The organism is Cellvibrio zantedeschiae (assembly GCF_014652535.1).
In the GTDB taxonomy this organism is placed as follows: domain Bacteria; phylum Pseudomonadota; class Gammaproteobacteria; order Pseudomonadales; family Cellvibrionaceae; genus Cellvibrio; species Cellvibrio zantedeschiae.
This window is the reverse complement of the sequence record NZ_BMYZ01000001.1, coordinates 576536-595644: the sequence shown is the minus strand read 5'-3', so window position 1 is coordinate 595644 and position 19109 is coordinate 576536. Positions and strand designations below refer to the sequence as shown.

The window sequence follows — 19109 nt, the reverse complement described above, 5'->3', positions numbered from 1 at the left end:
CAACTGAGGGCAGCGATGTATCGTTTCTTACTTCATGTCACCTACGCTTACGGCTTACCCATTTGTAAACCACTGGAGCAAGAAATCAAGCGTCTTGGTTATCAGGTGAAATGGTTTTCAGAAATGGAACAGAGCAGCTGCTTATTGCGCGATACCGGCGATTTATTAATAACTCCCCAAGACGTTATTGATTACGAACCGCATGTTGTTTTGTCTGCAACCAATATAGTGCCAGATTTTTTTCCCGGCATTAAAGTGCAAATTTTCCACGGATTTTCCATTAATAAACGTGCGTCCGAAAAAGGCCATTTCCGCGTGCGCGGCTTTTTCGACCTTTACTGCACACAGGGGCCATCAACTACAATTCCGTTTCAAAAAATTGCACAAGAACTGGGTTACTTCGAAGCTGTAGAAACAGGCTGGTCTAAAGTTGATCCTCTATTTCCTATTGTTCCAACGCAAAATCAACGCCCACGCATTTTAGTATCATCCACATTTACGCCAAAATTAAGCCTCGCACACAGTGACCAATTCATCACTGAGTTAAAACGTTTAATGGATTTAGATCATTACGATTGGATGATCACCATGCATCCATTGATGGATAAAGACCGAGCGGATAAATTCAGGGCACTGGAAAATACCAATGTCACCTTCAAAGACACAACAGATTTAATTCCATTATTTAAACAAGCAGATTTAATGATTGCTGATACGACCTCAGCCATTGCAGAGTTTTTATTACAAGAAAAACCGGTTGTTACTTTTAACAACAACAAGCCGGACAATCATTTAATTGATATTCAGAATCCGGAACAATTAGAAAGCGCTATTGAAAAAGGTCTCGCCCGCCCAACAGATTTAATGGTACATATAAAGCAATTTATTGCAGATACCCACCCTTACAAGGATGGGCACTCCAGTGCACGCGTTATAGATACCTGCGTAGACTTTTTACGGAAAGATAAAAAACACTTAAAAAGTAAACCATTAAATTTATTGCGCAGATTGCAAATCCGGAAAAAATATAAATTTTTTACCTTCCGCAGTTACAACAAACTAATCACACTTAAGTAAGCGCTATTTTTTAAGATAGCGATCCAACATAGGCTTAAGCATTTCCCAAACACGCTCAACCGTAATGAGATTAAAACGCGCTTCATAAGTCATGTTTTTCTGCTGAGCCCTGGAATAAAAATCATCTGGACTTATGCCAGCAAAACGTTCGCCCTGCGCCGGCAACCAGCGTGATTTAGAAATTTTTGGTGGGAAGATCGCAAAAGAAGGCACATCCAATGCCTGTGCAAGATGTCGGGCACCACCTTCATTACCAAAAAAGAAATCGCAATTCGCACTCAAAGCACACAAATCGCGCAGTGAATTTGCTTCTATATTGGTAAATATATTGTGATGATTATTCATTTCTTGATGAACATTGATTGCAAACTCGCGTTCGGCGTTGACGAAATTAAAAATAATTTGCGCATCGTATTGATCAATAATTCTTTGCAACACCTGCTTCATGCGCTCCTTGTCCCAGACTTTATGTTGCAAACGCGCAGATACAACCGCCAACATAACTGGCCTTGCGAAATCAACACCGGATTCTTGCATATAGCTACAAAAATGCTGCTTTTCCGATTCAGTTACATAAAGCCTGAAATCCCGGCAATACTTGACCTCGGCAACCTGTTCCAGTGGTTTTAAAAACTCCAGGTTGTGATCAATCATATTGCTGGTTTTATCGCCACGGTTATCAACCGCATGATTCAACGCAAGGAAGCTATAGCCTTTTTTTGTTCCTATACGAAAACGGGTGCCGGGAGATAAAAACGAAAACAATAAAGTCCGCACGGTACCGCGCATATCAATAATCACATCATATTTATTAGCGCGAACAATAGACCATGCACGACCAAGATAGCGAAAAAAACTTTTGTCGTCGCGATTATCAAAAGTAATAACCTTATCTATATCGGGATGGCCTTCGTAAAGCGGTGCTATAGGCGTATTTAAAAGATAATGAATTTCTGCTTGAGGAAATGTTTTTCGCAAACTGGTACAAAGGGATGTACCCAAGACAGCATCACCTACACGGCGAAAACGGATGACAAGTATTTTTTTAATGCTATTGCTTGAACTCATGTTTTGCTTCCAACAGTTTCATCGGCAATAATTTCACGATACACCGCCAAAGTCTTCTGCGCCATGACCGGGGTAATGAATTGGCTGTACAATAATTTATTACCATTTTCCGTAATAACTTTTGATTCTTCGGGATGATCCAACACATAAACCAAATGACGCGCGAGAGCTTCGTCATCGCCTTTGTCAGCAATAAAACCAGTTTCACCTTGCTTGATAATTTCCGCAGCACCACCTGCATTGGTAGTCACTATGGGCACGCGATGATAAAAACATTCATAGAGGAACTGAGCTATACCCTCAAGCTTGGAGCTCATAAAACCTATATCGAATTGCGGAATAAAATTCGATGCATCCTCAGTAAAACCCAGGAAGGATACATAAGCTTCCAGATTATAGGCTTTCACTAACGCCATAATTTCCGGTGTTTTATCTGCCGGTGAACCTATCTGTACAAAATGAACGTCTTTACGACCATGTTCATTAATTAATCGGTTAATAGTGCGCACATAGGTAAACAGATCTTTCGCCGGATAATGGTTGGCAATATTACCTACAATTTTTATGTCCTCAGCAATACCCAGCTTTTCACGCAACTTAAACGGCGTAACATCGCTTTTATTATCAATCCGCGTACCGTGGTAAACCGTTATAGCTTTGGATTTATCCTTCACTCCTACTTCCAGAGTTCGGCGGGTCTCATCGGAAACACATAGATACTTTTTAATTTTCTTATAGTTGTATTTATAAAGCGTCAGGAAATTTCTGCGAATGGGGTATGAGATTTTTCGGCTCAACACAAACGGAGGAAGGCTTGAAAAATGATCCGCAATAATAGTCAACTGCATAGCGGTCGGGTCATGCAAATGAATCAAATCAATCGACTCTTGCTTACACAATTTGATAATCGTTGAGATAAAATTAAAATCAATGCGACGACGACGTCTTGCCGTAAAAAATTTAATCTTTAACCTGGTGAGTTTTTGGTGAAATTGCCCACCATCAACACACAAAATAATGTTATTAACTTCAGGATTGGATTGAGCCAGTTCAAAACATAAATTCTGGATATGGTTTTCGCCACCACCCCATTTAAGCACACCGGAAATATGTAAAATATTCATAGAGGTTTTGCACCCGACAACACACTGGCAAGATCACAAATTTGGTCGCCATAATACCCAAAAGCCCCCTAAAAATCTCGCCCGCGAGCGCAGACAAACAAGCCCCTCGCCCGCTATAATCGCCTCCCTATATTTTTTGTCATTGTTTTGCCGCCAGCGGCACCTATAGAGCTTGTTATCGCTATGGAAAAAACCTACGAACCCCATGCTATCGAACGCCAGTGGTATGAAACCTGGGAAGCCAAGGGCTACTTCAAGCCTGCCGGCGAGGGCACACCCTATTCCATGATGATCCCACCACCGAATGTCACGGGCAGCCTACACATGGGTCATGGCTTTAACAACGCGGTAATGGATACCATGATTCGCTATCGCCGCATGAAAGGCGACGATACTTTATGGCAAGTGGGTACCGACCATGCCGGTATTGCAACCCAAATGGTGGTTGAGCGTCAGCTCGCCGCGCAAGGTATTAGTCGTCACGATTTGGGCCGCGAAGAATTCCTGAAAAAAGTGTGGGAGTGGAAAGAACAATCCGGCGGCACCATCACACGCCAAATTCGCCGATTGGGCTCATCCGTAGATTGGAGCCGCGAGCGTTTTACAATGGATGATGGCTTGTCCAAAGCCGTACAGGAAGCTTTTGTACGCTTGTATGACGACGGTTTGATTTATCGCGGCAAACGCCTCGTAAACTGGGACCCGAAACTTCACACAGCTATTTCCGATCTGGAAGTTGAAAACCACGATGAAAAAGGTTTCCTGTGGAATTTGCGCTACCCATTGGCAGATGGTGCAACAACTTCCGAAGGTAAAAACTATTTAGTCGTCGCCACCACTCGCCCTGAAACCATGTTGGGCGATAGCGCGGTTGCAGTTCATCCGGAAGATGAGCGCTACAAATCTTTGACTGGAAAATTTGTTGAGTTGCCATTAGTTGGCCGTTTAATTCCAATTATTGCTGACGATTATGTTGATCGCGAATTTGGTACCGGTTGCGTAAAAATTACACCAGCGCACGACTTCAACGACTATGAAGTTGGCAAGCGCCACAATTTGCCATTAATTAATGTGCTCGACAAAAACGCAGCCATTTTAGGCATCGCACAAATTTTTAATTACGATGGCAGCTTGAATATTGCTGTCAGCAGTTCATTGCCTACAGAGTTTGCTGGTCTTGATCGTTACGAAGCGCGCAAACAAATTGTCGCTGCATTTGAAGCTGCTGGCTTGTTAGAAAAAATTGATGATCACGCACTGAAAGTGCCGCGCGGTGATCGCTCCGGTGTTGTTATCGAACCTTGGTTGACAGACCAATGGTATGTAAGCACCAAACCACTCGCAGAACCCGCAATTGCCGCTGTAGAAGATGGCCGTATTCAATTTGTACCCAAGCAATACGAGAACATGTATTTCTCCTGGATGCGCGATATTCAGGACTGGTGTATCAGCCGTCAATTGTGGTGGGGCCACCGCATTCCCGCATGGTATGACGCAAGCGGCAAAGTGTATGTAGGTCGCAGCGAGGCAGAAGTACGCAGCAAATATTCCATCGCTGCTGACATTTCACTTAACCAAGATGAAGATGTGCTGGACACCTGGTTCAGCTCTGGCTTGTGGACTTTCTCAACATTGGGGTGGCCAGAACAAACGGAATTTTTGAAAAAATTCCATCCAACAGATTTGTTGGTAACAGGCTTCGATATTATTTTCTTCTGGGTTGCGCGCATGATCATGATGACCATGCATTTAGTAAAACATGAAGACGGCAGCGCGCAAATTCCATTTAAAACGGTATACGTTCACGGCTTGGTGCGCGATAGCCAAGGCCAGAAAATGTCGAAGTCAAAAGGCAATGTACTCGATCCACTCGACATTGTTGACGGTATTGATCTGGAAACGCTTGTGCAAAAACGCACAACAGGTTTGATGAATCCAAAAGACGCGGCGAAAATCGAAAAGCAAACGCGCAAAGAATTTCCGGAAGGCATTCAAGCTTACGGTACAGATGCGTTGCGTTTCACCTTCTGTTCACTTGCATCGACTGGCCGCGACATTAAATTCGATATGGGCCGCGTTGAAGGTTACAGAAATTTCTGCAATAAAATCTGGAACGCAATGCGTTATACATTAATGCAATGCGAGAATCAGGATTGTGGTCAAGACGGAAGTAAAGATTACGAATTATCTTTAGGGGATCGCTGGATTATCAGCAAGCTTCAACTTGCTGAAAAAGCCGTTGCCGAAAACCTTGATAACTATCGTTTGGATTTAGCCTCACAAGCAATTTACTCATTCGTGTGGGACGAATACTGCAGCTGGTATTTGGAAGCGACCAAAGCAGTTTTATTTAATGCGGAAGCAACAGCCACTCAAAAGAAAGGTACCCGCCGTACGCTAGTACGTGTGTTAGAAACTATTTTGCGTTTGGTCCATCCGTTGATGCCATTTATCACCGAAGAAATTTGGCAAATCATCAAGCCTCTCAGCGGCGCAACTGGCGAAACCATTATGCTTACTAGTTTCCCGGAAGCTAACGATAGCAAAATTGACCAGCAAGCATTGAACGATGTTGAGTGGCTGCAAACAGTTGTTGTAGGCGTGCGTAATATTCGCGGTGAAATGAATATTTCTCCTGCAAAAGATTTACCTGTGCTTTTCAAAAATGGTTCAGATGAAGATCAGCAACGCTTGCAAAATAATCAGCAATTTTTGAAGAAGTTGGCCTCACTAGAAAGTGTAACCTGGTTAAATGCGGGTGATATTGAACCTATGTCTGCAACAGCATTAGTAGGTAATATGGAAATTCTCGTGCCTATGGCAGGCATTATCGATAAGGATGCCGAGATCGCTCGCTTAACAAAAGAAAGCGCAAAACTCGAAGCAAATGTTGCGAGCACTGAAGCTAAACTTAGTAACGAAGCATTTGTTGCCAAAGCTCCAGAAGCGGTTGTAGCGGCAGAGCGTGCGCGAGTTGCAGAGCATAAAATTGCGATTGAAAAATTGCGCGAGCAAATCCAAAAAATTAGCGCATTGTAATTTTTCGAAGTAATAAGATAAGCGAAAAGGGATGAGTCATCATCCCTTTTATTTTTTTCAGAACACTAAGTAATTTTTCGCACAAACAAAAAAGCCCAATCTTTCGATTGGGCTTTTTTGTTTTGAATAATGGCGGTGAGGGAGGGAGTCGAACCCTCGATACCGTTTAAAGGGTATACTCCCTTAGCAGGGGAGCGCCTTCGGCCACTCGGCCACCTCACCACAAACTACTTCATGAAACTTTATTACCGCTCCATTTCAGTAGGAGCGGCATAATATCATATTTCAAAAAAAATCAAAGGCTTAAACGCATTTAATAAGACTGCAAACGCATATATTAAATATTGCGATCTATTAATCTGCAATTTGTTTGAAATATAAACACGGGGGATTAACACAGAAGAGAATCTTCGCGGTAGTGAGTTACCATCTACCGCGAGACGTTCAGACGAAAACTTATAGCAACAATCGGCGAGGCAGGAAAAAATTAAAACGAGTTTTGGTCGTCAGAATTTTGCTTTTCACGCTGAATACGTTGATAAATTTCCTCGCGATGAACGGCTATATCTTTTGGCGCATTGACACCGATACGTACCTGGTTACCCTTTACACCAAGGACGGTCACAGTGACTTCATCACCAACCATCAAAGTTTCACCAATACGGCGAGTTAAAATTAGCATTTCAATCTCCTTCACTCATCCTGTAAGAGTACGGCTTAGGGCTCCTGCCCGCTACCGCCTCTCGACTAACCCTTGTCGCGGCCAAAACAGTTATCGCTTTGGACTTAGCTAAGTATTGACTACTTTTCGCGAAAAGGAAGAAACCCCGAACACTTTTTCTCCAGGAACCTGCGTGACCGGAGAGTTTACTACCTTAACAAAACCAACAGGTGATTGAGCCTAGCCCCTCACACGGCTCTCTGTTGGTTCGGCATCCAAACCAAAAGCGGTGTGCAAACTGCGCACAGCCAACTCTAAGTAACGCTCATCAATGATCACCGAAATCTTGATTTCAGAGGTGGTGATCATCTGGATGTTGATGTTATCAGCTGCCAAGGCAGTGAACATCTTGGAGGCAACGCCCGCATGGGAACGCATACCTACACCCACAATAGAAACTTTAGCAACCTTATCATCACTGCGAACTTCGCGCGCGCCTATTTCTTTGGCAACACTCTCAAGTACCGCAACGGCTTTTTGCATATCGTTTTTGTGTACAGTAAAAGTCAGGTCGGTAGTATTGTCCGCTGACACGTTTTGTACAATCACATCGATCTCGATGTTAGCTGCACCAATCGGTGCAAGAATTTTTGAGGCTACGCCTGGTACATCAGGTACGCCAGCAACAGTTACTTTGGCTTCATCACGGTTAAAAGCAATACCGGAAACAATTGGTTGTTCCATAGTCGAATCTTCCTCATCGAGGGTAATAAGGGTTCCAGGGCCTTCTTTAAAGCTGTGGAGTACGCGTAGCGGCACTTTATATTTGCCCGCAAATTCAACCGAGCGAATTTGCAGTACTTTAGAGCCCTGACTGGCCATTTCCAGCATTTCTTCAAAGGTAATTTTTTCGAGGCGACGCGCGCGCTCAACAACGCGTGGATCTGTGGTGTAAACACCGTCCACATCAGTGTAGATCTGGCATTCGTCAGCTTTCAGAGCTGCGGCGAGCGCTACACCGGTAGTATCTGATCCGCCACGACCCAAGGTGGTAATGTTGCCATTCTCGTCAACACCCTGGAATCCTGCCACTACCACTACGCGACCGGCATCGAGGTCTGCGCGCATATTCGCTTCATCGATAGATTGAATGCGTGCTTTGGTATAGGAGCTATCGGTCATGATACGAACCTGGCCACCGGTATAAGAACGGGCATCTACGCCACGTTTTTTGAGCGCCATACACAATAATGCGATAGTCACTTGTTCACCGGTGGACACCAACACATCCAGCTCGCGCGGATCTGGTGTGGCTTGAATTTGAGTGGCCAAGCCGATTAAGCGATTAGTCTCACCGCTCATTGCGGAAAGCACTACCACCATGTCGTGACCTTGAGCGCGGAAACTGGCAACTTTGTCAGCAACCTGCTCAATACGTTCGATGGAACCTACCGAGGTACCACCGTATTTTTGAACCAATAAGCTCATTACAACCTATCCTTTACAGACTATGTCAGTTGGAGAAGATTCCCCATGGACGCTTAAAGAGAGCGCTATATTCTTGAAAATTTGGCGCGCCGCCATTGTAACGACCAGGTCACAAAACGGCGGGCAATTAAACACCAGTTTTCAGTAAAAGTTAACTGAAAAGGCTGAAAAAGAGCAGAATTCACGCTTTTTCAACATTGTGAGTGAGTAATTACTACGCGCCAAGCTGAGATTTGATCCACGGCACCACAGACTGCAACGCTGTATCCAGCGCAGCCACGTCAGTGCCACCACCTTGCGCCATATCGGGACGTCCGCCGCCTTTGCCGCCCAACTGCTCGGCTACAAAACGCATTAAATCGCCCGCTTTAACTTTGTTAGTAGCATCTTGGGTAACACCCGCCACCAACGCAACCTTACCGTCTTCAACAGCCGCCAGCAAAACTACGGCGGTGCCCAACTTATTTTTAAATTGATCAACACTGTCTCTAAGCGATTTGGAGTCTGCACCTTCCAAATTCAATACCAAAACTTTAATACCTGCGACCTCCTGTGCTTGACCAAGCAAATCGACACTTCCAGCCGTTGCGAGCTTGGTTTTAAGTGCAGCCAATTCTTTTTCGAGCTTACGATTTTGGGCTACCAGATTTTCCAACTTCTCCGTCAGATTATCGCGGTTGGCTTTGAGCACGCGCGCGCTGTTGTCGATAAGCTCTTCCACCTTATCGAAGAGTACAAGTGCTCTGGCGCCTGTGACACCTTCAATACGACGAATTCCGGCAGCTACACCAGACTCCGAAGTGATGCGGAATAATCCTATATCGCCGGTGCGTTTTACGTGCGTACCACCACATAGTTCAACAGAAAATCCGTCGCCCATGGTTAAAACGCGAACACTGTCGCCGTACTTCTCACCAAACAACGCCATAGCGCCTTTGGCTTTGGCTTCATCTATATTGCACAGCTCGGTTGCAACAGCGGTATTGTGGCGAACCTGATCATTCACCAAGTTTTCAATCGCTTTTAATTGATCAGCTGAAATAGCTTCAAAATGAGAGAAGTCGAAACGCAAACGCTCGGAGTCTACTAAAGAACCTTTTTGGGTTACGTGCTCACCCAGCACTTTACGCAACGCGGCGTGCAACAAGTGAGTTGCAGAGTGGTTAAGTGCTGTCGCCTGGCGAACACTTGGATCAACAACCGCCAAGACTTCATCGCCCAGATTAATCGCGCCTTCTAACACGCGCACCAAGTGCAAATTACTAGCACCTTGCTTATGGCAATCGCGCACTTCAATGTGAGTTGCACCAGCGGTCAGATAACCAGTATCGCCTGCCTGGCCGCCGGACTCGGCGTAGAACGGAGTTTGATCCAACACTATTACGCCGTCGTCACCCTCAACTAAACGCTCAACTTTGGCACCGTCTTTCAGCAGAGCTATAACTTTACCCTTCTCTGCTAATGAACCGTAACCCATAAATTCGCTGACCGGCAGATCCAACCCTGCTGCGGTGTAATCGACTTTGAAAGAACCTGCTGCGCGTGCGCGCTTACGCTGTTCGTCCATTGCGGCTTCATAACCGGGAAGGTCAATTGTAAGGCCTTTTTCACGAGCGATATCGTTGGTTAAATCAACCGGAAAACCGTAGGTGTCGTAGAGGGTAAATACAACTTGGCCGGGGATTTCTGAACCGGAAATTTTAGTCAACGCATCTTCAAGAACACTGATGCCCTTATCGAGCGTCTTTTCAAATTGTTCTTCTTCCGCCAACAACACGCGTTCAATTTGCGCTTGGCCTTTTACCAACTCCGGATAAGCATCGCCCATTACTTCTGCGAGGGCTTTTACAAGCTTGTGGAAGAAAGGTTGCTTTTGACCGAGCTGGTGACCGTGACGGATTGCGCGGCGAATAATACGGCGTAATACATAACCGCGACCTTCGTTGGATGGCGTAACACCATCGACAACCAAAAATGAACAAGAGCGGATATGGTCGGCAATTACGCGCAAGGATTTGTTTTCCATGTCGCTATTGCCAGTTGCTTCAGCAGCAGCTTTCAGCAAATGTTGGAACAAATCAATTTCATAGTTGGAATGAACGTGCTGCATAACTGCAGAAATACGCTCAAGCCCCATGCCGGTATCTACAGAAGGTGCTGGCAGAGGATGCAAAACACCGTCAGGAGTGCGATTGAATTGCATGAACACGTTGTTCCAGATTTCGATAAAACGGTCGCCATCTTCTTCTGGAGAACCCGGTGGGCCGCCCCAGATGTCGGCACCGTGATCATAGAAAATTTCGGTGCAAGGACCGCAAGGGCCGGTATCGCCCATCGCCCAGAAGTTGTCTGATGCGTAAGGCGCGCCCTTGTTGTCACCAATGCGAATAATGCGCTCGGTAGGAACGCCAATTTCTTTTGCCCAGATGTCATAAGCTTCGTCGTCTGAGGCGTAGACGGTAACGGTGAGCTTGTCGGCAGAAATATTTAACCAGTCTTTTGAAGTCAGGAATTCCCACGCATAGACGATGGCATCGCGCTTGAAATAATCGCCAAAACTGAAGTTGCCGAGCATTTCGAAGAAGGTGTGGTGACGTGCGGTATAGCCTACGTTTTCGAGGTCATTGTGTTTACCGCCTGCGCGCACACAACGTTGCGAACTGGTAGCACGGTTGTAGGGGCGTTTGTCGCCACCAAGAAATACATCTTTAAACTGCACCATACCTGCGTTAGTGAATAGCAAAGTAGGATCGTTGCCTGGAATCAGGGAACTGCTGGGAACAATGGTGTGGCCTTTACTTTCAAAAAACTTGAGGTAGGCGTCGCGTATTTCTGCGCTCTTCATAAATCTTCCGCTAGACGTTAATGGGCACTTGTTGCTTGATGTTGTTCTTTTTCGGCCAGGGTTATTTTTCTAGCCTCGTTTTCCAGCATCACTGGAATACCATCGCGGATGGGATAAGCCAAACCGCTGGTCCAGCAGATCAACTCCTGCTGCTCTGGTTTATAGTCCAACGCCGCTTTGCTAACTGGACATACCAGGATGCTAAGTAATTTTTTGTCGATCATAAATCAACTCTGACAATAGCCAAACCGGGGGCGGTATCTTACACCGCTGACACTTGCTGTGTCTCTAGTTGAAGCGGGGATCAAGGGCTTATCCCGCTGATTTTGCATGGTTTTTAGCAATTTATAGAGAATCGACACAAAAGTAAGGGACTACTTACCTGCACAATGAGGAGACACAATATTTTCCTGCTTAACAAGGTGCTCTTCGGACGACTTTTTCCATGCTGAAAGCTTTACCTAAAAACCATCTACCGCAATAATCCCTAGCCCATAAAATCGCGAAATTTCCATCAGAGCTTTCCTATGCCCCACGCTTTTAAAATCATAGATTCACCCGTCGGCAAACTTACGTTAGTCGCACGTGGTGCAAAGCTGGCGGCGGTGTTGTGGGAGGTCGAACGCGAGAACCGCGTAAAGCTAGGCGAACTTGTAGCCGAACAAGACAATCCAATTCTGTGCGAGACAGAGCATCAACTGGCAGAGTATTTTGCTGGCCAGCGAACTCAATTTGAGTTGGAGCTGGATTTTGCCGGCACAGATTTCCAGAAACAGGTATGGCAGGCACTCCTGACAATCCCTTTTGGCGAAACCCGCAGCTACAGCGACATTGCCCATCAAATTGGCAATGAAAAAGCCGTGCGGGCGGTAGGTGCGGCCAACGGCAGGAACCCCATTTCAATCATTGCACCCTGCCACAGGGTGATTGGAATGAACGGCGGTTTGACCGGTTTTGCAGGCGGGCTTGAAGCCAAACGTATTCTTCTCAAACTTGAAGGGCGAGACACTGCAGTAACCAGCCACAACCAACATTCGTTGTTTTAAAAACACTCTGCTTTAAAGCGTTTTAAAAGTAAGGAAATTTTAGGAAGCAGCACACATGAATACAATGACTCACCAAATTGCGGTCAGCCAAACACAAGAGTTTGACCAATTGCGCAAACAAGTTGCTGTGCGAGCAAGTGCTGAAGGCCGTACAGATTCGCTTTACGATGGGCTGCGGTTTTATAAATTTTCCCAGTCAATTCACTACCAGAAAAAACAAATGCTTATGCCGGGCATAGTGGTCGTTTTGCAAGGCAGAAAAATGGCGCTGCTGCAACGCGAAACCCTCACCTATGACGAATCCAATTATTTGATTTTAGGTACGGAAACTTTATGCCAGGGCACGGTTGTGACGGCGAGCGAAAACGAACCTTACCTCGCCATACATCTCGATTTACCGATTAACATTTTGGTAAAAGCTATAGCTAATCTGGTTAATCAAATGCCGCCAACTGCGACTAAAAAAATTGCAGATAATTTCACCCAGTCGATTGATCCCAACCTCATAAATGCCCTCGGTCGTTTGTTAGCCGCGACAGATTCATTGCCTGACCGACAAACGATTGCACCGCTGATTATTGAAGAAATTATTGTTCGCTTGTTGCGATCTGATGCGGGCGCACGCATTCGCGATTTAGCCGTTATTTCCCGCTCGGCAATGCGTATTCAGGATTCGATAAGGTTTATGCAAGAGCAGTTGCACCGCCCATTATCTATTGCCGATTTGGCTGAGCAGGCGGCAATGAGCACTTCGCATTATGCGCATCATTTTCGCGAAGTTGCGGGTGTTACGCCCATGCGTTATCTGCGCGATTTACGTTTGGAGAAAGCGCGCAATTTACTGCTTTACCGAGGCATGCGCCCTAACGAAGCGGCTTATAATTCCGGCTTTGAAAGCATTGAGCATTTCAATCGCGAATTTAAACGGCGCTACGCAAACACGCCGACGCAGTACCTCGTAGAACTACGAAAAATTTCGCAGTTTTGATCAAGAAAATCTTTTTTCCAGACTTAAGCAAACCTCGCGATCCCCATTAGGATAAGTGCTAACGCATATTGGTCGCGTTGATTATTTATCTTATTGGGAAAACATCATGAGCATTAATGTACTTGTTACCTTTGAAACTAAACCGGAAGCCACACAAAGCTTTGCTGCATTATTAAAAAACATCAGCCAAGATTTACTAACAGTTGACGGTTGCCAGCAAGCACACGCAAAAGTCTGTGCGGATAACCCGCAGCGATTTATGATTTTGGAATCCTGGGTATCGAAAGCAGCACACATAACTCATATTGATAAAGTCGTGGCCTCAGGCGATTGGGAAAACATTGCCCGGCATCTTAGCGCTGCACCTGTGAGCAACTACTATCAGGATTTGTAGGAAAGTTACCGATTCAAAAATTAAATCGGCGTTTGATGAAAGGTTAATTTTTGCTGGTACATAAGGCTATCAGCTGCGTGCACGGCCTTAATGAAACTTCGTTCGTCGCTAAACTGCTGGATACCCCAGGAAATACTTAATACGCAAGGTACAAGATCGGTAATAGGCAGGGAAGCCAAACTGCGCTGGATATCCTGTAAACGCTGCTCTGCATCCACTTCCTGCATTTCAAAAGACACAATCACAAATTCATCACCGCCGTAACGGAAAAAGTAGTCCTGCGAGCGCATATGGGCTTTAATGGTTTGCGCTACGCGGCAGATGGCTTCATCGCCGATGTGATGGCCGAAGTTGTCGTTGATCGGTTTGAGATCATTGATATCCACCATAGCCACCAAACCGCTGCGGTCGCGCAAGCGGGTTTGTAGTTCATCCAGAGCATGGCGATTCAAACAACCTGTCAGTGCATCGCGATTGGCAAGCATGGACATATTGTCGCGCTCGCCCTGCAGGATTTCGTTCGCGCGCTCCAGCTCACCTTTCATATTCACTGCCGCAATCACCAAGAGGCTAAACGCCAGCAACACTTCAAACATTAAATCAAAGATAGATTGAAAGGCAAAGTAGCTGTCGTGGACGACACCCCGCGCCCAATCGCCCCAAAATATCGGGCTGGCGCCCAGCACGAAATTCAGGATGAGCATTAGGAGCGAAGTGATCGCCGCCAGCTTTACCCAGGTATAGTTGCCGGGCAATCGTAGACGACAAAGCGCAATCCACGCCGGTATAAGCGCAAGCGTGAAAGCTGTGGCATGAAGGCTAAAGCGATTGCCAAAATTGCCACCAAAAAGACTGAGTGCGAGCGACCAGATACCGATGATAGGCAAGAGCCAATAGAGGTGGCGACGCACCGATAAATCGCGCTCGGGGAAAGTGGCAAAGCCCAACCACAAAAGCGCCGCAAAAACATACTCGCCCGCAAAATACAGGATTTCCAGAAACCGCAGGGAGCCTACCGAGAAGGCGAGATGCAAACTGAATAGCGCAATCAGGAGCGCGAGCCACGCCTGCGCCCAACGCAAGAAATAAGCGCGCAGCAAAACCCGGTACAGCATGAGAAACAGCAAGGTGATCGACAGGACGCCCAAGGTCTGGACCATCTCACCGAGAATACTGAGAAATGTCACAGTGGTTGATTGCACCGGCAGAAAAGCTCCAATTCATAGTTACAGCGCCTGGAACACAGATTCGCCGTAGCTAGTTCTGCCTCTTGTCGCGGTTTTCATTATTTCGCACAGCATAGACGATTATTTGCCCGATCTGTACGAAATAAACCACCTTTTAGAGGTTGTGCTTCTCAATTTGAGCTTATTGTTGCGGCGGAACCAGAAGTTGCGGATCGACACGCTCTTCGAACCAATTCATTGCCCAATGCAAATGCGGACCAGATGCCCTGCCTGTTTTGCCAACCAAAGCAATCTCCTGCCCCTGTTCAGTCTTGTCGCCCTCATTAACAAGGATTTTACTGAGGTGGATAAACGTGGAGGACAAGCCGTGGCCATGGTCAATAATCAAAGTACCGCCCGATAAAAACATATCAGGGTGAACCAAGGTTACAACACCACCCGCTGGCGCCTTAACTAAAGCCCCTACGGGCTTGGCGATATCCACACCGTAATGTGGTGCTTTGGGGATACCGTTGTAAACACGCTGGCTGCCGTAAACACCGCTAATCGGCCCAACTAATGGCCACTCAAATTTTTGGGTAAAAGCATCAAGAGGCAAATCAACTTTACGCGCACTTGTTACTAATGCGGCTTCGCGGGCAATGCGTGCATCTTGTTCTGGATTAGGCTCTACAGTCGCCTGCGGAACGCCCTCTACACGCTGAATATCATAAGTGCGTGCTTTAACAGCAAAGCTATGATGTTCAACTTTGCCTTTAATCGTTGTGGTGATAACAGCGGTTTCTGCAGCATCGCGCCCCAAACCGATCACAAATTTTCCATCAGTTGTTAACTGTAATTTGCGCTGCTTATATTCCACGACCGTACCTGGCTTTACTTGCCCGATCAGCACAGCGCCCTGCTTCCATTCGCCAGTCATTTCCAAAGCAAAGGATGCAGGCGCACAGAGCAAAGCTGACAACACTAAAACCACTAAACGCATAAATCGCTCACCTGGATTGACATTTAACGACGGAAATAACGCGAGAAAATATGACTCCATAAAAACACAAAACGAGGTTTCGTATCAACAACACTTGCCTCAATAAAACCCAAAGGACTGCCGCAATGTTCTGCGCTGATCAATAGATAAATATGTGAAAAATAGTGCAGTAGCACCAGCTCATTTTCTTTTAGCTTTTCGTAATCTTGTAAATCTATTTGCAATCGAAACTTGTGTTTTGCAGACACCAAATCGATATAGAAATAATGCGAATCTGATCCCGTATCAAAGGTGGTTGTACGCTTTTCTTTGCGAGTAATTTTGAACTCATCTGTTATTTTCTGGATGTGGTTACGCAGAATATACAAATAAAAACTTAACACTTTAATTAAGAGCAGCAGAAGCCCGATTAGCCAAATTAGGGTTAGACCATTTTTGATAAATAGAAAAAACCAAAAACTTTCGAACTGACTGAAATCAAGCAGGCAAAACAACAACGGCAGACATAACAAAAACACCCCCACCAAAGTACCGGTAGTCACTCTAGTTAAAAGATACTTTCTTTCATTAATTGTTAAAGGCTGCTCAATCAACGTATTGGCCTGATTTTTTTTAGGGCAATAAAAAACGGCAGACCAGCTGCCGTTTTTTTATGCGATTGCTAAAACGAATTAAGCTACACGCAACACTTTCATGGTGTTGGTGCCGCCCAGAACGGTAGTATCACCGTTAGAGACAATCACCAAATCGCCGCTTGCAACAACGCCTTTGGTTTTCAACAAATCAATCGCGCGCGCGAAATCTTCTGCACAGGGAACACCAGCGGTATCAAACGCAACCGGGTGAACACCGCGATACAGAGCAACTTTACGTTGCGTGCTCACGTGACGAGAGAAAGCGAAAATTGGCAATTGCGAACCAACACGCGACATCAAACGTGGCGTGCTGCCAGATTCAGTCAAACAGATAATCGCTTTAACGCCGTCCAAATGGTTTGCAGTGAACATCGCAGCCAAGGCAATTGACTCATCAATTGAATTGAAAGCTTCGTCCATACGGTATTTATCGAAACTCGCGGTTGGATGCTCTTCTGCACCAAGAATAATACGCACCATAGCTTCAACAGTTTGCACTGGGTAGCTACCGGCAGCAGTCTCAGCAGACAACATCACCGCATCAGTACCATCCAACACGGCGTTAGCTACGTCGAATACTTCTGCGCGAGTTGGCAACGGGCTGTTGATCATGGACTCCATCATTTGGGTCGCAGTGATCACCACTTTGTTCAATGCACGTGAACGCTCAATAATGCGTTTTTGCACACCAATCAAAGCTGCATCGCCAATCTCAACACCCAAGTCACCACGGGCAACCATTACCGCGTCAGATGCGCGAATAATGTCATCAAGAGTTTCATTGTCAGCAACGGCTTCCGCACGTTCAACTTTGGAAACCAAACCAGCGCGGCCGCCAGCTTCTTCCATCAATTTACGCGCGAAGTTCATATCTTCTGCAGAACGCGGGAAAGATACGGCCAAGTAGTCCACATCAATTTCTGCTGCAGTTTTGATGTCGGCCATGTCTTTTTCAGTCAGCGCCGGCGCAGTCAAGCCACCACCTTGACGGTTGATACCTTTGTTGTTTGACAAAGGACCACCAACAGCTGTTGTGGTGTAAATGCGAGTGCCTTCGATGCGATCTACTTTCAACACTACGCGACCGTCGTCGAGCAACAACATATCGCCTGGCTTACAGTCGTTCGGCAATTCTTTGTAGTCGATACCCACTTGATCCTGGTTACCCGCATCGCGCTCAAGCGACGCATCCAGTACAAATTTATCGCCCACGTTCAAATGAATTTTGCCTTGGGCAAAACGCGCTACGCGGATTTTTGGACCTTGCAGGTCGCCCAACACAGCAACATATTTGTTGTGTTTTGCAGCCAGCTCGCGAACCATTTCAGCGCGACGCTTGTGGTCTTCCGGTGAACCGTGCGAGAAGTTCAAACGAACTACGTTCACACCAGCAAGAATCAACTGTTCTAAAACTTCGGGCGACTCTGAAGCCGGGCCGAGGGTACTGACGATCTTGGTACGTCTTAACATGATGATTTCTCTTTTATTATTTAGCTGACATCAACGCAAGGGTGTTGTCCAACATGCGGTTAGAGAAGCCCCACTCGTTGTCATACCAAGCCAATACTTTTACCCACTTGCCGTACACTTTAGTTTGCAAAGAGTCGTAGTTTGAAGAGTGTGGATTGTGGTTGTAATCGATAGAAACTAACGGCTCATCAACATAAGCCAGAACGCCTGGCATTTCGAGATCAGCGGCTTTACGCATTGCTGCGTTGATCGATTCAACAGAAACATCTTTCTCAACCAACACGTTCAGGTCAACCAAAGATACGTTGATAGTTGGTACACGAACAGAAATACCATCCAACTTGCCTTTCAATTCTGGCAACACCAAACCTACTGCTTTTGCAGCACCGGTAGTGGTTGGGATCATTGATTGAGTTGCTGAACGAGCGCGATAGATGTCTTTATGGAAAACATCAGACAAGACTTGATCGTTGGTGTATGAGTGAATAGTGGTCATAGAACCTTGAACGATACCGAAGTTATCGTTCAACACTTTGGCAACAGGAGCCAAGCAGTTGGTGGTGCAAGATGCGTTAGAAATAATGGTGTCAGTTGCTTTCAACACTTTGTTGTTTACACCGAATACTACGGTTGCATCAACATCAGTACCCGGAGCAGAAATGATCACTTTCTTCGCGCCAGCAGACAAATGCAAACCTGCTTTATCTTTGCTAGTGAAAATACCGGTACATTCGTAAACAACATCTACGTTCAACTCGCCCCAAGGCAACTTAGCTGGGTCACGCTCAGCGGTAATGCGGATTGCATCGCCGTTCACGTACATGAATTCGCCTTCGTATTTCACGGTACCGTTGAATTGACCGTGCACTGAATCGTATTTGGTAAGGTGAGCATTCAAATGTGCATCACCGAGATCGTTAATACCAACGATTTGGATTTGTTCGCGCTTGCCTGATTCATATAGGGCGCGAAGTACGTTGCGACCGATACGACCATAACCGTTAATTGCCACTCTGATAGTCATTTGTTGCTCCTAAGTCAATTGTGGTATCCACTGCGGGATATTCATCTTTTAAAATTTGTTAGCCCAGCGACTTTCATTGCT

General features: G+C 45.9%; 16 protein-coding genes and 1 tRNA gene. 5 read left to right on the top strand and 12 right to left on the bottom strand.

Annotation, left to right across the window (positions count from 1 at the left end; all coding sequences use genetic code 11):
- Window positions 1-15 precede the first annotated feature (15 nt).
- The gene (locus tag IE104_RS02655) at window positions 16-1077 is read left to right on the top strand and encodes a CDP-glycerol glycerophosphotransferase family protein (RefSeq protein ID WP_189415860.1); all 1062 of its coding nucleotides are present in this window, start codon (window positions 16-18) and stop codon (window positions 1075-1077) included.
- A 3-nt stretch (window positions 1078-1080) separates the two neighbouring features.
- Here the strand turns inward: IE104_RS02655 and IE104_RS02650 are convergent, their stop codons facing one another.
- Both IE104_RS02650 and IE104_RS02645 read right to left on the bottom strand, forming a co-directional pair.
- Window positions 1081-2145, bottom strand: coding sequence for a glycosyltransferase family 9 protein (locus tag IE104_RS02650; protein WP_189415858.1), 1065 nt, complete (start codon window positions 2143-2145; stop codon window positions 1081-1083).
- On the bottom strand, window positions 2142-3269 hold the full coding sequence (locus IE104_RS02645) for a glycosyltransferase family 4 protein (RefSeq protein ID WP_189415856.1): 1128 nt from the start codon (window positions 3267-3269) through the stop codon (window positions 2142-2144). Before IE104_RS02645 ends, IE104_RS02650 begins: the two co-directional genes overlap by 4 nt.
- A gap of 183 nt (window positions 3270-3452) precedes the next feature.
- Between IE104_RS02645 and IE104_RS02640 the strand changes: the two genes are divergently transcribed.
- The gene (locus IE104_RS02640; RefSeq protein WP_189415854.1) at window positions 3453-6308 is read left to right on the top strand and encodes a valine--tRNA ligase; all 2856 of its coding nucleotides are present in this window, start codon (window positions 3453-3455) and stop codon (window positions 6306-6308) included.
- A 130-nt stretch (window positions 6309-6438) separates the two neighbouring features.
- Here the strand turns inward: IE104_RS02640 and IE104_RS02635 are convergent.
- The 5 genes from IE104_RS02635 to IE104_RS02615 all read right to left on the bottom strand — a co-directional run bounded on the left by IE104_RS02635 (window position 6439) and on the right by IE104_RS02615 (window position 11526).
- Window positions 6439-6530, bottom strand: a tRNA-Ser gene (locus IE104_RS02635).
- 265 nt (window positions 6531-6795) lie between these two features.
- Window positions 6796-6990, bottom strand: coding sequence for a carbon storage regulator CsrA (gene csrA / locus IE104_RS02630; protein ID WP_189415848.1), 195 nt, complete (start codon window positions 6988-6990; stop codon window positions 6796-6798).
- Window positions 6991-7209: 219 nt separating this feature from the next.
- Window positions 7210-8457 (bottom strand): aspartate kinase, encoded by a 1248-nt coding sequence (locus IE104_RS02625; RefSeq protein ID WP_189415846.1) that lies wholly within the window; start codon window positions 8455-8457, stop codon window positions 7210-7212.
- Window positions 8458-8671: 214 nt separating this feature from the next.
- Window positions 8672-11302, bottom strand: coding sequence for an alanine--tRNA ligase (gene alaS, locus IE104_RS02620; RefSeq protein WP_189415844.1), 2631 nt, complete (start codon window positions 11300-11302; stop codon window positions 8672-8674).
- Between the two features lie 17 nt (window positions 11303-11319).
- Entirely contained in the window at window positions 11320-11526 is a 207-nt protein-coding gene (locus IE104_RS02615; RefSeq protein WP_189415842.1) for a Trm112 family protein, read from the bottom strand.
- A gap of 303 nt (window positions 11527-11829) precedes the next feature.
- Here IE104_RS02615 and IE104_RS02610 point away from each other — a divergent pair, with 303 nt between their 5' ends.
- From IE104_RS02610 to IE104_RS02600, 3 genes are all read left to right on the top strand, one after another.
- Window positions 11830-12348: a methylated-DNA--[protein]-cysteine S-methyltransferase gene (locus IE104_RS02610; protein WP_189415840.1), complete on the top strand. Its 519-nt coding sequence runs from the start codon at window positions 11830-11832 to the stop codon at window positions 12346-12348.
- Window positions 12349-12403: 55 nt separating this feature from the next.
- Window positions 12404-13336: an AraC family transcriptional regulator gene (locus IE104_RS02605; protein ID WP_189415838.1), complete on the top strand. Its 933-nt coding sequence runs from the start codon at window positions 12404-12406 to the stop codon at window positions 13334-13336.
- Between the two features lie 106 nt (window positions 13337-13442).
- Window positions 13443-13730 carry a putative quinol monooxygenase gene (locus tag IE104_RS02600; protein WP_189415836.1) on the top strand — a complete coding sequence of 96 codons (288 nt, stop codon included), beginning with the start codon at window positions 13443-13445 and terminating at the stop codon, window positions 13728-13730.
- Window positions 13731-13750: 20 nt separating this feature from the next.
- Here IE104_RS02600 and IE104_RS02595 read toward each other — a convergent pair whose 3' ends face one another.
- From IE104_RS02595 to gap, 5 genes are all read right to left on the bottom strand, one after another.
- Window positions 13751-14917, bottom strand: coding sequence for a GGDEF domain-containing protein (locus IE104_RS02595; RefSeq protein WP_189415834.1), 1167 nt, complete (start codon window positions 14915-14917; stop codon window positions 13751-13753).
- A 181-nt stretch (window positions 14918-15098) separates the two neighbouring features.
- Window positions 15099-15899 carry a M23 family metallopeptidase gene (locus tag IE104_RS02590; protein WP_189415826.1) on the bottom strand — a complete coding sequence of 267 codons (801 nt, stop codon included), beginning with the start codon at window positions 15897-15899 and terminating at the stop codon, window positions 15099-15101.
- A 23-nt stretch (window positions 15900-15922) separates the two neighbouring features.
- A complete protein-coding gene (locus IE104_RS02585; protein ID WP_189415824.1) occupies window positions 15923-16267 on the bottom strand; it encodes a hypothetical protein in 345 nt (114 codons plus the stop codon).
- 303 nt (window positions 16268-16570) lie between these two features.
- Window positions 16571-18004, bottom strand: coding sequence for a pyruvate kinase (pyk, locus tag IE104_RS02580; protein ID WP_189415822.1), 1434 nt, complete (start codon window positions 18002-18004; stop codon window positions 16571-16573).
- 16 nt (window positions 18005-18020) lie between these two features.
- The gene (gap, locus tag IE104_RS02575) at window positions 18021-19028 is read right to left on the bottom strand and encodes a type I glyceraldehyde-3-phosphate dehydrogenase (protein WP_189415820.1); all 1008 of its coding nucleotides are present in this window, start codon (window positions 19026-19028) and stop codon (window positions 18021-18023) included.
- Window positions 19029-19109: the final 81 nt, after the last annotated feature.

What these genes read in the sequence shown, in the direction of transcription:
- IE104_RS02655 (WP_189415860.1), top strand. Translation starts at nt 16, where the DNA reads ATGTATCGTTTCTTACTTCATGTCACCTACGCTTACGGCTTACCCATT.
- IE104_RS02650 (WP_189415858.1), bottom strand. Translation starts at nt 2,145, where the DNA reads ATGAGTTCAAGCAATAGCATTAAAAAAATACTTGTCATCCGTTTTCGC.
- IE104_RS02645 (WP_189415856.1), bottom strand. Translation starts at nt 3,269, where the DNA reads ATGAATATTTTACATATTTCCGGTGTGCTTAAATGGGGTGGTGGCGAA.
- IE104_RS02640 (WP_189415854.1), top strand. Translation starts at nt 3,453, where the DNA reads ATGGAAAAAACCTACGAACCCCATGCTATCGAACGCCAGTGGTATGAA.
- csrA (WP_189415848.1), bottom strand. Translation starts at nt 6,990, where the DNA reads ATGCTAATTTTAACTCGCCGTATTGGTGAAACTTTGATGGTTGGTGAT.
- IE104_RS02625 (WP_189415846.1), bottom strand. Translation starts at nt 8,457, where the DNA reads ATGAGCTTATTGGTTCAAAAATACGGTGGTACCTCGGTAGGTTCCATC.
- alaS (WP_189415844.1), bottom strand. Translation starts at nt 11,302, where the DNA reads ATGAAGAGCGCAGAAATACGCGACGCCTACCTCAAGTTTTTTGAAAGT.
- IE104_RS02615 (WP_189415842.1), bottom strand. Translation starts at nt 11,526, where the DNA reads ATGATCGACAAAAAATTACTTAGCATCCTGGTATGTCCAGTTAGCAAA.
- IE104_RS02610 (WP_189415840.1), top strand. Translation starts at nt 11,830, where the DNA reads ATGCCCCACGCTTTTAAAATCATAGATTCACCCGTCGGCAAACTTACG.
- IE104_RS02605 (WP_189415838.1), top strand. Translation starts at nt 12,404, where the DNA reads ATGAATACAATGACTCACCAAATTGCGGTCAGCCAAACACAAGAGTTT.
- IE104_RS02600 (WP_189415836.1), top strand. Translation starts at nt 13,443, where the DNA reads ATGAGCATTAATGTACTTGTTACCTTTGAAACTAAACCGGAAGCCACA.
- IE104_RS02590 (WP_189415826.1), bottom strand. Translation starts at nt 15,899, where the DNA reads ATGCGTTTAGTGGTTTTAGTGTTGTCAGCTTTGCTCTGTGCGCCTGCA.
- pyk (WP_189415822.1), bottom strand. Translation starts at nt 18,004, where the DNA reads ATGTTAAGACGTACCAAGATCGTCAGTACCCTCGGCCCGGCTTCAGAG.
- gap (WP_189415820.1), bottom strand. Translation starts at nt 19,028, where the DNA reads ATGACTATCAGAGTGGCAATTAACGGTTATGGTCGTATCGGTCGCAAC.